The sequence below is a fragment of the Streptomyces sp. SID13726 genome, assembly GCF_010548375.1.
GTDB lineage: Bacteria > Actinomycetota > Actinomycetes > Streptomycetales > Streptomycetaceae > Streptomyces.
In genome coordinates this window covers 583543-597462 of the sequence record NZ_JAAGLY010000002.1, presented here as the reverse complement: position 1 = coordinate 597462, position 13920 = coordinate 583543, and the positions used below count along the sequence as shown (strand labels likewise).

Below are 13920 nucleotides of genomic sequence, written 5' to 3'. Positions count from 1 at the left end.
GGAGCCGCCGCCGGGACGAAGGACGGTCAGGCGGAGCGCAGCACCAGCCGGTGGTCGCCCGAGCCGAGCAGGCCCGTCGCCGTCTCGGTCCGCCATCCCTCGGGCGCCAGGAAGCTGCCGGTGGTGCCCGGCGGCAGCGAGACGGCCACCGTCAGCGCCGAGCCGTCCAGCGACCAGGCGACGGACGTCGTGCCGTACGGCGTCTCGATCGACGCCTCCGCCGAGGTGAGCCCGCCTCCCGGCCGGGGCGCGACCTCGAAGGTGCGGTAACCGGGCGTGGTGGGCCGCAGCCCCGCGACGGACCGGTACAGCCAGGCCGCGACGGCACCGTAGGCGTAGTGGTTGAACGACAGCATCGTCCCGGCCTTCTCGGTGTCGATGGTGCCGTCGGGGCGGATCGCGTCCCACCGCTCCCACATGGTCGTGGCGCCCCGCTCGACCTGGTAGAGCCAGCCGGGGCACTCGGTGTTGAGCAGCAGCCGGTACGCCTCAGCCGTGTGCCCGGTGCCGGTGAGGGCGGGCAGCACGAACGGCGTGCCGAGGAAACCGGTGGCGATCCGCCCGCCGTTGGCCCGCACCAGGGCGGCCAGGGCCTCGCCCACAGCGGCGCGCTCTCCTTCCGGTACGACACCGAACTCAAGGGCGAGTGCGCACCCGGTCTGCGTGGTCCTGGCGTGCTCGCCCCACTTCCGCCACGCGGCCTCGGCCGTACGACGGTGCAGTGCCGCATACCGTTCGGCGTCCTCGAAGAGTCCCAACTCGTCGGCGGTGTCGGCCAGAAGCCGTGCGCTGTGCGCGACGAAGGCGGTGGCCACATAGGCGGAGTCGGTGGTCGCGCGGGCCGGGTCCTCCGGCGGTGCGGCCGGGTCGAGCCAGTCCCCGAGCTGTGCGTTGCCGCTCCAGGTGCCGTCCTCGTCCAGACGGTCCGCGGTGAACTCGACCCACGCGCGCATCGTCGCGTAATGGCGGCTGAGCAGTCCGCGGTGCCCGTAGGCGTCGAACAGGGCGGTGGGCACGACGGTGGCGGCGTCGCCCCAGCCCGCCGCGGTCCCGGCGAACGGCAGCTCGCTCGGCGGCGGATCACCGAGAGGCACGTCGGGAATCACCATCGGGACCGCGCCGTCCGGCCGTTGCTCGACCGCGAGGTCGGTGAACCAGCTGTCGAGGAAGGAGCGGCTGTCGAAGGTCGCGCACGCCGTCGGCGCGAAGGCCATCAAGTCACCTGTCCAGCCCAGCCGTTCGTCGCGCTGCGGACAATCCGTCGGTACGGCGAGGAAGTTGCCGCGCTGGGAGCGGACCACGTTGGCGTACAGGGAGTTGACCCGTTCGTCCGAGCAGCGGAACGTACCGATGCGGCGCAGGTCGCTCGCCACGACCCGGACCTCGACCGCCTCGACGGTGACACCCGGGGACGCCTCGATCTCGGCGTACCGGAAGCCGTGGAAGGTGAACTCCGGCTCCAGATCGGCCGTTTCACCGGCGAGCGTGTACACGTCGGTGGCCCGCGCGCCGCGCAGGATGCTGGTCAGCAGCCGCCCGTCGCCGTCGAGCACCTCGGCGTGCCGGACGGTGACCGTGCCGCCCCGCGGGCCGCTCGCGCGCAGCCGGAGCCAGCCGGTCAGGTTCTCGCCGGCGTCGACGGTGATCGTGCCGTCGGGCAGGGTCCGCGGCTCGGGCCGCAGGACCTGTACGACCCGCACGGGCGGGTGGGCCCGCTGGACGAGCCCGGTGGGCAGGCCGAGGGGCACGGCCCGTTCCCAACCGCGGTCGTCGAAGCCCGGTTCCTGCCAACCGCCGGGCTCCTGACGGAGATCGAGCTCGCAGCCGTCGTACAGGTCGGCCGTCAGCAGGGCGCCGTGTCCGCCGCGCCAGCTGTCGTCGGTGGCGACGGTGACGGTGCTGCCGTCGGCCAGGGTGACCTCCAGCTGGGCGAGGAGCGCCGAGGTGTCGCCGTAGACGTCACGGGTCTTGTGCCAGGTGAGATGGCCGCGGTACCAGCCGTCTCCGACCGCCGCCGACAGGGCGTTGCGGCCGGCGGCGAGGAGGCCGGTGACGTCGTAGGTGGCGTACAGGAGCCGGTTGGGGTAGCTGGTCCAGCCGGGTTCCAGCAGGTCCTCGGAGACGGGCCTGCCGTTGATCGCGGTGCGGTGGACGCCCAGCGAGCTGACGTACAGCCGGGCGGAGACCGGTGCGGCCGGGAGGTCGAACTCCTGGCGCAGCAGTGGCACCGGGCCCGGTCCTGGGCGCCCCCGGTCACTGGGCAGGTGGACCGGACGGGCCGTCCAGTCCGCGTCGGTGAGCAGCGCGGCCTCCACGCGTGCGGGCTCGCTCCAGCGGGTCCGGCCGGCGTCGGTGCGGACCCGCACCCGCCAGTACCGGACCTCGCGACTCGCCAGCGGTTCGGCCGGCCACGGGTGGTCGACGACCAGGCCGGACGCGACCTCACCGCTGGAGACCGCGTCCTCGAAGGAGGGGTCGGCGGCCACCTGGACCTCGTAGGCGTGCTGGAGGACCCCCGGCCGGTGGCTCGCCAGCGACCACGACAGGCGGGGCGAGGGGTACGGCGTGGCCACGAGACCGGAGTCGTCCCCGGTGCGCAGCCCGGTGACGGCGGTCGTGGAGTCCGTCGCGCGCAGGACCCCGGAGCTGGACGTCGTCATGACTGGAGGTGCCTCCGGAGGAATCGCAGCGTCGACTGGTGCAGGGTGGTGCGGTGCGGCACGGAACCCCAGGCGTGGTCCGCGCCCTCGACGGCCTGGAGCTCGGCGTTGCCGTCGTAGTGGTCCAGGTACCGGCGACCGTACGCGAGGGGAGCGATGTCGTCCTTGTCGCCGTGCAGGATGTGGACCGGGCCCCGGTACGGCGCGGACCGCCCGTACACGTCGAGGCCGGCGATGTCCGCGACGAGCGCCGGGCTCATCCGGTAGCCGTCGGCGTCGACGTACCCCTTGTCGGCGATCTCCGGTGCCAGCTCACGGCCCTTGAGATAGCCGCTGCCGATCTCGAACGGCGCGACCGCGGCCGGTGACCACAGACACAGGGCGCCGACCCAGGGCTCCTCGGCCGCGGCGATGCCGGCGACCACGCCCCCCATGCTCATCCCGACCAGGCCCACGCGGTCGGGGTCGACGAAGCCGAACTCCCGGACCGCCCGCAGGACCGCGCGGGTCTCGGTGATCTCCCCGGCGATGGTGACGTCGAAGAAGTCGCCGTCGCTCTCGCCGTGGCCCGAGAGGTCGAACCGGACCGAGGCGATCCCGTTCGCCTCCAGCAGCCGGGACATGCCGACGAAGGAGGGGAGTTCGAGCCGGTTCGAGGTGAAGCCGTGGACGAACACCGCGGTCGGCCATCGGGTCGCGTCCGCGCCGTCGGGGATGTGCACCGTGGAGCGAAGCGTAAGGCCGTTGTGCTGGAAATCGTGGTGGCGAATCACGCGGCCGCCTTCCTTACAGAGAGTTACTTAATCGCGCCACTTAAACGTGTATGCTGACTGAGCGGGTAAGTTAGCCGCACTCGTGGGCTTTGACAAGAGCCGGGCCGGAGGGAGGGGGCGCATGACCGGGACGCCCGGCCGCAGACGCGCGACCAGCGCGGACGTGGCGCGCGAGGCCGGAGTCTCCCGTGCCACGGTCAGCTACGTCCTCAACGACACCCCGCACCAGCGCATCACCGAGGCCACCCGGCAGCGGGTGTGGGAGGCGGCGGCCCGGCTCGGCTACGCCCCCTCGGCCGCCGCGCGGACACTCCGGATCGGACGTTCCGACATCGTGCTCGGCCTGCTCCCGGACTGGCCCATCGAACACGTCCTCGGACGCCTCATCCAACAGCTCACCAACGCCCTCGCCGAGCACGAACTCACCTTCCTCGTGCACTCGTCGGGCCTCCCCGCGCGTCCGCTGCGGGAGATCTGGAAGGCGATGACCCCGGCCGCCGTCTTGGCCCTCGACGAGTTCCCCGAGTCCGAGGCGGAGGCCATGCGCACGGCGGGCGTCGAGGTCGTCATGGCGGTCTACGGCGACTTCCGGGGCGAACCCCGCGGCCCCCTGGTGTCCGAGGAACCGATCGGCGCGGCTCAGGCGCGCTACCTCGCCGCGTCCCACCACCGACTGGGATACGCCGCCCCCGACCTGGGCAGGCTCGACGCCCTGGTCCGGCCGCGCCTGGACGGCGTCCGCAAGGTCTGCGCCGAACTGGGCCTCCCGGAGCCGGAGGTGCGGACCGTCCCTCTCGACGCACGCGACGCCGCCGAAGCGGTACGGGGCTGGCTCGCCGTCGACGCGCCGGTCACCGGCGTCTGCGCCTTCAACGACGACGTCGCCCTCGCCGTCCTGGCCGGCCTCGCCCACCTCGGCCTGCGCGCACCCGACGACCTCGCCGTCATCGGCGTCGACGACATCTCCTACGCCGCCCTCTCCCAGCCACCCCTCACCACGATCGTCCGTGACACCGACGCCATCGCCCGCAACATGGCCCGCCGCCTCGTCGAGACGCTGGACCGGAGGGAGGTGACCGCGGACCCGCTCCAGGACCCTTTGCGGGTGCGGGTGCGGGAATCCGCGTGAGCCGGTGAGCCGGGACCGGATTGTGGGCGACGCCTGGTCGAGGGCGGGTGAGTGGGCGTGTGTGGGGTGGTGAGGGTTGCGTGTTCGGGTACGGGGGTTCGGTGAGGTGGGGCCGGAGTGCAGGCGACGTGAGGGCGGGTGAGTGGGCGTATGCCGGGTGGTGGGGGCTGCGTGTTCGGGTACAGGGGTTCGGTGAGGTGGGGCCGGAGTGCAGGCGACGCGTAGGCGGGTGAGTAGGTGTGTGCCGGGTGGTGGGGGCTGCGGATCGGGTGTGGCGGACCGGTGAGCCAGGACTGGAGTGCAGGCGACGCGTGGGCGGGCAAGTGGGCGTGTGCCAGGTGGGGAGGACTGTGTTGTTCGGGTGCGGCGGTCCGGGCCGTCGGTCTGGTCGGAGACCGCAGTTCAGGTGCGGGCGCGAATGGGTCGGACGGCTCCCCGTCCGCTGCACCGGTCCCGATCACCGGGATCGGCCGGAACCCATGCCCCGGCCCGGGCGCTCCGGAGCCCCGCGGCGTCGCGCGATCAACACCGTGCTGACACCCTGACACCTGCGGGCACGGGTAACCACGGTCGCCGTACCCGCAGCCAGACCGCCCGCCCTCCCCGCCCCAAGGACCACTCGTGACCACCTTCGCCCTCATCGGCGCCGGCCCCGGACTCGGGCTCGCCACCGCCCGTCGCTTCGGCACCGCCGGCCACACCGTCGCCCTCATCGCCCGGGACGCGGGGAAGCTGGACCGCCTGACGGCCGAACTGGCCCGCGACGGCGTCGAGGCCCGCGCCTTCACCGCCGACGTGCTCGACACCGAGTCCCTGGACTCCGCCCTGTCCGCGGCCGGTTCGTCGCTCGGGCCCGTCGAGATCCTTCAGTACAGCCCCGCGCCCCGCGCCGACTTCATGAAGCCGGTCCTCGACACCGGCGCCGCCGACCTCGACGACCCGCTCGCCTTCTCGGTCAAGGGCCCGGTCACCGCCGTGCGGGCCGTCCTGCCCGGCATGCGTGAACTCGGCCGCGGCACCCTGCTGTTCGTCAACGGCGGCACCGGCGCCCGCCCGCACCCCGAACGGGCCGGTACCTCCATCGCCTTCGCCGGCGAGAGCGCGTACGCCCGGATGCTCCACGACGCGCTCGCCCCGGAGAACATCCACGTGGCCCAACTGATCGTGCCGGGTGCCATCCGGCCCGACGCCGAGCACAGCAGCCCCGACGCCCTGGCCCGGCGCCTCTACGACATCCACCGGGAGCGTGCGGGCTTCCGCCACTTCGCGGAGCCGCTGCCCGACTGAGCGCTCGGAGTCCGGGCCCGGCCTCGGATGTGTGCAGCGCTCACAATGTGTTCGACGCCCACATGGAGGTAGGGTCACCTGCATGAAGACCCGCCCTTACCACCACGGAGACCTCCGCGCCGCACTGCTCACCCTCGCCGAGCAGACGCTGCGCGAGAACGGGCCGGGGGCGGTGTCACTGCGGGAGCTGGCCCGGGAGGCCGGTGTCAGTCCGGCCGCGCCGAGCCGGCACTTCAAGGGGAAGCAGGCACTCCTGGACGCGCTGGCGCTGGAGGGGTTCGACCGTCTGACGGTGGAACTGGGCGGAGCGCTGGAGCGGGCCGGTGACTCCTTCGGCGACCGGATGGCCGCCGTCATGCGCGCCTACCTCGGCTTCGCGACCGCCAACGCGGCCCTGCACGACCTGATGTACGAGTTCAAGTACGCCCCCAGCACCTCCGCGGAACTCGCCGAGGCCAGACAGCGGTTGGGGAACCTGACGGCCGAACTGGTCGAGGAGGGACAGCGGCGGGGCGAGGTGCGCGCGGACCCCCTCGACAGCGTCACCCTGCCGCTCACCGCGACCCTCCAGGGCTTCGCCGCGCTGGTGGTGGGCGGCGCGATCCCCGCCGACCGGATCGAGCGGAGCCTGGACGACACGATCGCCTTCGTCCTGCGCGGATACGCGCCGTGACCTGTTGACACCGCCATGACCCACTGACGCGTGACCGCCGAGACGCTCGTCCAGCACGCCGGGACGCCCCCGTCCAGTACCTCGGACGGGGGCGTCCCCGCAGGTGCCGTAGCCCTCAGGCGGTCATCGCGTCGCGGACCTTCGCGGTGTCCACGAACTGCTCGAAGCGCACGATCAGCCCGCCGCGTACGACGAAGTGGTGCGCCACGCGGACGTCGATCCGTTTGCCGGTGGCCTTGTTGGCGGCGGTGTAGCGGGCCAGGACGACGACGTTCTCGCCGTCCACGACATAGGTGTCGTCGTGGGCGGTCCAGCCGTCCCAGTCCTTGCCGAGCTGCTCCATGACGTTGGAGGTGACCCCGTCCGGGGTGCGGTAGGTGCCGGCCAGCGGGAAGCCGGCCATCTCCGTCCACTCCACGTCGGGGGCGAGGGTGGCGCGCAGGGCCTCCAGGTCCCCGGCCGCGGAGGCCAGGTACTGACGCCGTACGACATCGGCGGGGGCCGGGGAGGAGGCGAACCCCGTGTGATCGCCGGCTTCGGTCATCGTCAGCCCCACTTCATCTCGCCCTTGGCGACCTTCGCGCCGATCTGGGCGGCGATCAGCATGCCGTTGTCGGGGTAGCGCTCGACGAGTGCCTCGGTCAGCGCGGCGCCGTCAGCCGCCTTGCCCAGCTCCTCCTCGAAGGCGACGAGGTAGTCACGGGTGGCGGCGATGGCGGAGGCGTCGGCGGCGGTGCCGGGCAACCGGTGGCCGGGGACGACCAGTTCGGGCCGGAGGGCGGCCATCTCGTCGAGCAGGTCGATCCAGGACGCGCGGTCACCGGGGGTGGGGGTGTCGGCGACCCAGACGTGCTCCTGCTGGAAGAGCAGGACACCGCCGAGCAGGGCGCGGGACTCGGCCTGCCACAGGTAGTGCCGGTCGGGCAGGCTGGCCGGTCCGCCCTTGAGCTCGAAGCGGTGGCCCTCCAGCGTGAGGTCGCCGGTGAGGGGTTCGAGGTCGACCAGACGGGTGGGCAGGTTCGGGCCGAGCGCTTCCCATGCCTTGAGCTTGCCCTCGTAGGAGTGGCGGATGTGCTCGATGACGATCGGGGTGGCGACGAACTTCGCGTCCGGGAACGCGTCGGCGATCACCTCGGCGCCGAAGTAGAAGTCGGGGTCGCCGTGGGAGACGTAGACGGTGGTGAGCGTCTTGCCGGAGTCGAGGATCTCGGCGGCCAGGCGGTGGCCGTCGGCGCGGGTGAAGGCGGCGTCCACCAGCAGGGCTTCGCGCTCACCGGTGACCAGGGTGGCGGTCTTGTTCTTGCTGCCTGCGGGGAAGTCGAGGTCGAGGACCTTGAAGTCGAGGGCACTCATCGGGGGCTCCTTGGACGGGGGAGAAGGACAGGTCAGGAGAGGCTCGCGAGCCGCCGGTCGACCTCGTCGGCGGTGGCGTGGCCGCGGGCCAGGACGGTGACGTGCTCGCCGTCGACGGCGAGGAGGGTGGGGAAGCCGGTGACGCCCAGTTCGGCGGCGCGGCGGAAGTCGCCGGCCGCCGCGTCGGGGTCTTCGAGGGCGGCGACCACGGCCTCGCCGTCCAGCCCGGCGGCCGCGGCGACCTTCCGGTAGGTCGCCGGGTCGGACAGGCTCAGGCCGTCGACGTAGAAGGCGCTCTGGAGGTCGGTGGCCAGTTCCGCCGCCCGCCCGGGAGCGGCCCGGCGCAGCGCGGCCATGCCACGGGCGGCGGCCTCGGAGTCCATGACGAACGACCCGTCGGCGATCAGCCGGTCGTAGGCCGCGCCGAACTCGGCACCGGTCAGCTCGGCGATCTGCGCGTTGGCTCCCTGTACGTAGCCGAACTCACGGATCGGGACGCGGCGCCCGCCGGTGAACAGACCGCCGGAGACGACCTCGACCGGCAGCCCGGGGTGGCGGGCGACGATCTCGCGCAGGGTGGCCGAGAAGCCGTGCGACCAGCCGCAGTAGGCATCGAAGACGTGGACGAGCTTCATCGAAGACCTCGGGGGACGTGGCGCCCGCCTGGTGCGGGCACTCACCCGGGGCCAACATTATCTGACTCGTCAGATATTTCAACGCGGGGAGGCCCGGCCGGGTGACGTGCGTCTCTCAGGGCAGCAGCGGCAGGGAATCGCGGGCCGCGTGACTGAGAATCCGCAGGTCCTCCGCGAAGCGCTCCCGGTGGGAGGCGGGCAGGGGGTCCAGGAAGAACCGCTTGATGTTCTCCACGTGCAGCCGGGAAGCGCGTACGGCGGTCTCCTCGCCCAGCGGTGTCAGGCGCACCAGGCGTCCGCGCCGGTCGCCCGGGTCCGTGACGCGCCGCACCAGGCCCGCCGCCTCCATCCGGTCCACCAGCCGGGTCGCGCCGCCGGTGCTCAGTACCTGCTCCTGCCCGATCGCCCGCATCGAGAGCCCCGGTTCGCCCGCCCGTCCCAGGATCAGCAGCACCTCGTACATGAGGTGGCTGATTCCGCACTCCTCCTCTATGCGCCGCCCCAGGATGTACTCCAGCCGGTTCGCGGCGCCCTGGAGGCGCCCGAACGCCAGGACCAGCTCGTCGTCGGCCGCCTCCTTCGCGGTCGTGATCTCCCGCTGCCCGTCCTGCTCGCCCACGGTGCCTCCGCATGTTCGTCCAGGCGGAACCTATCGCGCCTGATCGCGTGAGGGGGCCCGGAGGTCCGGAGTCGGCGGGTGGGCGCCGACGGGGAAGGTCGGGATGGAGAAGGCCGGGATGTTGCGCGAAGTATTGACACGCCCTGTTCGACTGCGTACATATGACTGCGCAGTCATGACAGCGCAGTCATAAGGATGACTCGCTACTATTCAGGCCGCCGGACACAGGGAGACGCCATGGCGCGAGGGGAAGCACGGAGCGGTGCCTCCACCGCCCCGCGCGGTGTGGACGTGGCCCGTCGGGCGGGCGTCTCGCAGAAGACCGTCTCACGGGTCTTCAACTCCGAGCAGTACGTGTCCGCCGAGGTCCGCCGCCGGGTGCTCGAAGCCGCCGAGGAACTCGGCTACCGGCTCAACAGCGCGGCCCGGACCCTGGCTTCGGGGCGCACCCGCTCCATCGGCGTGGTCGCGCTGGGCACCGCCCTCTACGGCCCCGCCTCGCTGCTCATCGGCATCGAGCGGGCCGCCAGGGACGCGGGGTACGCGCTGCGCGTGGTCAACACCCTGGAGGGCGACCCGGGCGGGGTCGCCGGTGCCGTGGAGTCACTGCTCGAACAGGGCGTGGACGGCATCGTCGTATCCGAACCGATCGACGAGGGCTCGGTCTCGCTCAGCGTCGACGTACCGGTCCTCGTCCTCGGGGCGCCCGCGGCGTTCGGCGGCCCCCGGGCCGTGGCCGCCGGGGTCGGTGCCGAGGCGCTGGCGCGGGCGGCCACCGAACACCTGCTGGGCCTCGGTCATATGACGGTCCATCATCTGGCCGGTCCGCAGCGGTGGTTCGCCGCCCGTGACCGCCTCGAAGGCTGGCGCACCGCGCTGGCCGCCCGGGGCAGGGAGCGGCCGGCCGTCATCGAGGGGGACTGGTCGGCTGCCTCCGGCTACGCGGCGGGCCACGAACTCGCCGCCACCGCCGGGGTCACCGCGGTGTTCGCCGCCAACGACGACATGGCGATCGGACTGGTCCGCGCGCTCACGGAGGCGGGCCTGCGCGTGCCCGACGACGTGAGTGTCGTCGGCTTCGACGACATCCCCGTCTCCGCCTATGTCACCCCGCCCCTGACCACCGTCCGCCAGCCCTTCGACGCCGTGGCGCACGACGGGCTCCGGCTCCTCGTGCAGGCCATCGAGAAACCGGACGCGGAGCCCGCCCCGGCGAGCGATCCGCCGGTCGAACTGGTCGTCCGCGCCTCGACCGCACCCCCGCCGACCCGCGGACCGGCCTCCCGGGCACGCGGCTCGGCCCACGCACCCCCGGCGGGCGCAACGCCCACCACCGGCTGATCCAGCGGTACCCGTTCCCGGTCCGGCGGTGGGCCCGCATGCCCACCGCCCCTTCTCCACAGCTGACTTGAGCCACCCGGCACGTGACACCCGTGCCGGTCAGGGCCCGCGCGACGCACACCCGCACATGGCGATCCCGATGCCCCGGTAGCGCTCCGCGCCGCACACCCCTTCCTCTCCTCTTCTCTTTCTTTTCGTTCCCACCCGTACGACACGCCCTCGCCAGGCGTGCCGTCCCCATGCCCACCGGCGGGAGTTCACCATGCCCCGATCCTTCGTACCCACGTCCGCCATGAGCCGCCGGCGCTTCCTCGCCGCGACCGGAGCACTGTCCCTCGGGGCCGCGCTCACCGCGTGCGGCGGCGACTCCGACTCGTCCGCCGCCGCGAAGCCGGTCAGCCAGGCCGACATCGACAAGGCGATGAAGACACCGACCCAACTGACCTTCTGGACCTGGGTCCCCGACATCCAGAAGGAGATCGCGCTCTTCGAGCGGCAGTACCCCGCGATCAAGGTCAAGGTCGTCAACGCCGGCCAGGGAGTCGCGCACTACACCAAGCTGCGCACCGCCCTGAAGGCCGGCAGCGGGGCACCGGACCTCGCCCAGATCGAGTACCAGGCGATCCCCACCTTCACCATCACCGACAGCCTGCTGGACCTGAGCCCCTACGGCGCCTCCGCACTGAAGGACAAGTTCGTCGACTGGACCTGGGGCCAGGTCAGCGGCCCCGACGGCGAGGTCTGGGCGATCCCCCAGGACACCGGACCGATGGGAATGCTCTACCGCAAGGACATCTTCGACCGGCACGGCATCCAGGTCCCCACGACCTGGGACGAGTTCGCCGACGCGGCCCGCGCCCTGCACAAGGCCGCACCGGACGTCTATCTGACCAACCTCGCCGCGAACGAACACGCGGCCTGGCACGGCCTGTTGTGGCAGGCGGGTGCCAAGCCCTACACCGTCTCCGGCAAGAGCGACCTGTCCGTCGACGTGGACGGCGCGGTCTCCAAGAAGCTCGGCGAGTACTGGGGCGGACTCGCGAAGGAAGGCGTCATCAGCACCGACCCCGACTTCACCGACGGCTGGTACGCGGGCTTCAACAAGGGCAAGTACGCCACCTGGCTCACCGCCGCCTGGGGCCCGGCCTTCCTCTCCGGCTCGGCCAAGGCCACCGCGGGCAACTGGCGCGCGGCCCCGCTGCCGCAGTGGGACGCCGCCAAGCCGGCCTCCGGCAACTGGGGCGGCTCCACGACCGCGGCCCTGCGCTCCACCAAGAACCCGGTCGCGGCGGCCCGGTTCGCCCAGTTCCTCAACAGCGACCCCGCGAGCGCCAAGATGTTCGCCACCGAGCAGTTCTTCTTCCCGGCGACCAAGTCCCTGCTCGCGGCCCCCGGTTTCACCGGCGAGGCACCCGCCTTCTACGGCGGCCAGAAGGTCAACCAGGTCTTCGCCGACATCAGCGACACGGTCTCCACCGCCTTCCAGTGGCCGCCGTTCCTCGACCAGGCCGCCACCGACTGGACCGAGACCGTCGGCAAGTCCCTCGCCGACAGGTCCGACACCGTCGCCGCGCTCGGCGCCTGGCAGTCCCGCCTGACGGCGTACGCGAAGAAGCAGGGCTTCACCGTCAAGGAGTCCTGACATGGCCGTCGCCCGCTCCCGCAGGGCCGGACCACTCTTCGTGGCCCCCTTCCTGATCCTCTTCCTCCTGCTCTTCCTCACCCCGCTCGGCTACGCCGCCTACCTCAGCCTCTTCCAGCAACGCCTCGTCGGCGGCACCGTCTTCGTCGGCCTCGACAACTACGTCACCGCCCTCACCGACCCCCAATTCCTGCACGGCGTCGGGCGCGTGGCCCTGTTCTTCCTGATCCAGGTCCCGCTGATGCTCCTGCTGGCCCTGGCGTTCGCCCTCGCCCTCGACAGTGGCCTGCTGCGGCTGGCCCGGGTGATCCGGCTCGGCATCTTCGTGCCGTACGCCGTCCCGAGCGTGGTCGCCGCGCTGATGTGGGGCTACCTGTACGGCCCCGACTTCGGTCCGTTCGCCCAGCTCAGCCGGAAACTGGACCTGCCCGCCCCGCACTTCCTCAGCGAGGGCTGGATGCTCGGCAGCCTGGCGAACATCGTCACCTGGGAGTTCGTCGGCTACAACATGATCATCCTGTACGCGGCCCTGCGCACCGTCCCGCACGACCTGTACGAGGCGGCGGCCATGGACGGGGCGGGCGCCTGGCGGATCGCCTGGTCGATCAAACTCCCCGCGCTGCGCCCGGCGTTGCTGCTCACCCTGCTGTTCTCCGTGATCGGCAGCTTCCAGCTCTTCAACGAACCCAAGCTCCTGATGAGCATCGCCCCGGACGTCGTCAGCAGCTCCTACACCGCCAACCTCTACGCCTACACCCTCGCGTTCACCGGCAACCAGCTCAACTACGCGGCCACGGTCTCCTTCCTCCTGGGCCTCGTCATCGTCGTCGCCTCCTACGCCGTACTCCTGACCGCGAACCGCAGGAGGACCGCATGACGACCACCTTGCGGCAGCCGCGGCCGACCACCGCGAAGACCCGGACCGCACCCGTACGGCAGCCCCGCGCAGGGCGCCGCCGCAGCACCCCGCTCACGATCGCCATGCTCGCCGCCCTGGGCTACTTCCTGCTCCCGCTGTGCTGGCTGCTGATCGCCTCGACCAAGAACACCCAGGACCTGTTCAACAGTTTCGGCCTGTGGTTCTCGCACACCCCGCGCCTGTTCGCGAACATCCGGGCGACCTTCACCCAGGACGACGGCGTCTTCGTGCACTGGCTGCTCAACACCACCGGGTACGCCGTCGTCAGCGCGGTCGGTGCCGCGCTGCTGGCGGCCGCCGGGGGATACGGCTTCGCCAAGTTCCGCTTCCGCGGCGACCGGGCCGCCTTCAACCTGGTCCTCGGCGCCGTCATGGTCCCGGCCACCGCCCTCGCCATCCCGACCTATCTGCTGTTCGCCGAGGTCGGCCTGGTCAACACCCCCTGGGCGGTCATCCTGCCGTCCCTGGTCAACCCCTTCGGCCTCTACCTCATGCGCGTCTACGCGGCCGACGCCGTCCCGGACAGCCTCCTGGAGGCGGCCCGCATCGACGGCGCGGGGGAGGCCCGGATCTTCTTCCGGATCGCCCTCAGACTGCTGGCCCCCGGCTTCGTGACCGTCCTGCTCTTCACGCTCGTGGCGACCTGGAACAACTACTTCCTGCCGTTGATCATGCTCAACGACCCGAAGCTCTACCCCGTGACCGTCGGCCTGTCGTCCTGGGCGGCCCAGGCACAGAACGGCGGAGCCGGCGCCAGCGGCGACATGCTCCCGCTGGTCGTCACCGGGTCCCTGATCTCCGTCGTACCGCTCGTCGTCGCCTTCCTGCTGCTCCAGCGCTACTGGCAGAGCGGCCTCGCGACCGGCGGCGTCAAGCAGTGACTCCCCTT

13 protein-coding genes are annotated in these 13920 nt (G+C 71.9%); 7 read left to right on the top strand and 6 right to left on the bottom strand.

The genetic code is table 11. From position 1 onward, the window contains the following. Positions 1 to 26 precede the first annotated feature (26 nt). Entirely contained in the window at positions 27 to 2660 is a 2634-nt protein-coding gene (locus tag G3I78_RS06655; RefSeq protein WP_164421845.1) for an alpha-L-rhamnosidase, read from the bottom strand. Then, complete coding sequence (locus G3I78_RS06650; protein WP_164421844.1) at positions 2657 to 3433, bottom strand: alpha/beta fold hydrolase; 777 nt, start codon at positions 3431 to 3433, stop codon at positions 2657 to 2659. The genes G3I78_RS06655 and G3I78_RS06650 overlap by 4 nt, the downstream gene beginning before the upstream one ends. A 121-nt stretch (positions 3434 to 3554) precedes the next feature. Between G3I78_RS06650 and G3I78_RS06645 the strand changes: the two genes are divergently transcribed. The 3 genes from G3I78_RS06645 to G3I78_RS06635 all read left to right on the top strand — a co-directional run bounded on the left by G3I78_RS06645 (position 3555) and on the right by G3I78_RS06635 (position 6522). Then, entirely contained in the window at positions 3555 to 4562 is a 1008-nt protein-coding gene (locus tag G3I78_RS06645; RefSeq protein ID WP_164421843.1) for a LacI family DNA-binding transcriptional regulator, read from the top strand. Between the two features lie 621 nt (positions 4563 to 5183). After that, positions 5184 to 5849, top strand: a complete 666-nt coding sequence (locus G3I78_RS06640) for an SDR family NAD(P)-dependent oxidoreductase (protein ID WP_164421842.1) — start codon at positions 5184 to 5186, stop codon at positions 5847 to 5849. Positions 5850 to 5931: 82 nt separating this feature from the next. Beyond that, positions 5932 to 6522, top strand: a complete 591-nt coding sequence (locus G3I78_RS06635) for a TetR/AcrR family transcriptional regulator (protein ID WP_164421841.1) — start codon at positions 5932 to 5934, stop codon at positions 6520 to 6522. A gap of 115 nt (positions 6523 to 6637) precedes the next feature. Here the strand turns inward: G3I78_RS06635 and G3I78_RS06630 are convergent, their stop codons facing one another. The 4 genes from G3I78_RS06630 to G3I78_RS06615 form a co-directional block, all read right to left on the bottom strand. Next, complete coding sequence (locus G3I78_RS06630; protein WP_203614429.1) at positions 6638 to 7066, bottom strand: nuclear transport factor 2 family protein; 429 nt, start codon at positions 7064 to 7066, stop codon at positions 6638 to 6640. Between the two features lie 2 nt (positions 7067 to 7068). Then, the gene (locus G3I78_RS06625; RefSeq protein ID WP_164421839.1) at positions 7069 to 7875 is read right to left on the bottom strand and encodes an MBL fold metallo-hydrolase; all 807 of its coding nucleotides are present in this window, start codon (positions 7873 to 7875) and stop codon (positions 7069 to 7071) included. A gap of 32 nt (positions 7876 to 7907) precedes the next feature. Then, the gene (locus G3I78_RS06620) at positions 7908 to 8510 is read right to left on the bottom strand and encodes a DsbA family protein (protein ID WP_164421838.1); all 603 of its coding nucleotides are present in this window, start codon (positions 8508 to 8510) and stop codon (positions 7908 to 7910) included. A gap of 115 nt (positions 8511 to 8625) precedes the next feature. Next, positions 8626 to 9129 (bottom strand): MarR family transcriptional regulator, encoded by a 504-nt coding sequence (locus tag G3I78_RS06615; protein ID WP_164421837.1) that lies wholly within the window; start codon positions 9127 to 9129, stop codon positions 8626 to 8628. A 237-nt stretch (positions 9130 to 9366) separates the two neighbouring features. Between G3I78_RS06615 and G3I78_RS06610 the strand changes: the two genes are divergently transcribed. The 4 genes from G3I78_RS06610 (at position 9367) to G3I78_RS06595 (ending at position 13912) form a co-directional block, all read left to right on the top strand. Then, the gene (locus G3I78_RS06610; protein WP_164421836.1) at positions 9367 to 10470 is read left to right on the top strand and encodes a LacI family DNA-binding transcriptional regulator; all 1104 of its coding nucleotides are present in this window, start codon (positions 9367 to 9369) and stop codon (positions 10468 to 10470) included. Between the two features lie 262 nt (positions 10471 to 10732). Continuing rightward, positions 10733 to 12112 (top strand): extracellular solute-binding protein, encoded by a 1380-nt coding sequence (locus tag G3I78_RS06605; protein ID WP_164421835.1) that lies wholly within the window; start codon positions 10733 to 10735, stop codon positions 12110 to 12112. A gap of 1 nt (position 12113) precedes the next feature. After that, complete coding sequence (locus G3I78_RS06600) at positions 12114 to 12989, top strand: sugar ABC transporter permease (protein WP_164421834.1); 876 nt, start codon at positions 12114 to 12116, stop codon at positions 12987 to 12989. After that, positions 12986 to 13912 carry a carbohydrate ABC transporter permease gene (locus tag G3I78_RS06595; protein WP_164421833.1) on the top strand — a complete coding sequence of 309 codons (927 nt, stop codon included), beginning with the start codon at positions 12986 to 12988 and terminating at the stop codon, positions 13910 to 13912. Before G3I78_RS06600 ends, G3I78_RS06595 begins: the two co-directional genes overlap by 4 nt. The last annotated feature ends 8 nt before the right edge of the window (positions 13913 to 13920 follow it).

Coding starts and splice junctions, on each gene's coding strand:
- G3I78_RS06655 (WP_164421845.1), bottom strand. CDS start 2,660: ATGACGACGTCCAGCTCCGGGGTCCTGCGCGCGACGGACTCCACGACC.
- G3I78_RS06645 (WP_164421843.1), top strand. CDS start 3,555: ATGACCGGGACGCCCGGCCGCAGACGCGCGACCAGCGCGGACGTGGCG.
- G3I78_RS06635 (WP_164421841.1), top strand. CDS start 5,932: ATGAAGACCCGCCCTTACCACCACGGAGACCTCCGCGCCGCACTGCTC.
- G3I78_RS06630 (WP_203614429.1), bottom strand. CDS start 7,066: ATGACCGAAGCCGGCGATCACACGGGGTTCGCCTCCTCCCCGGCCCCC.
- G3I78_RS06625 (WP_164421839.1), bottom strand. CDS start 7,875: ATGAGTGCCCTCGACTTCAAGGTCCTCGACCTCGACTTCCCCGCAGGC.
- G3I78_RS06620 (WP_164421838.1), bottom strand. CDS start 8,510: ATGAAGCTCGTCCACGTCTTCGATGCCTACTGCGGCTGGTCGCACGGC.
- G3I78_RS06610 (WP_164421836.1), top strand. CDS start 9,367: ATGGCGCGAGGGGAAGCACGGAGCGGTGCCTCCACCGCCCCGCGCGGT.
- G3I78_RS06605 (WP_164421835.1), top strand. CDS start 10,733: ATGCCCCGATCCTTCGTACCCACGTCCGCCATGAGCCGCCGGCGCTTC.
- G3I78_RS06600 (WP_164421834.1), top strand. CDS start 12,114: ATGGCCGTCGCCCGCTCCCGCAGGGCCGGACCACTCTTCGTGGCCCCC.
- G3I78_RS06595 (WP_164421833.1), top strand. CDS start 12,986: ATGACGACCACCTTGCGGCAGCCGCGGCCGACCACCGCGAAGACCCGG.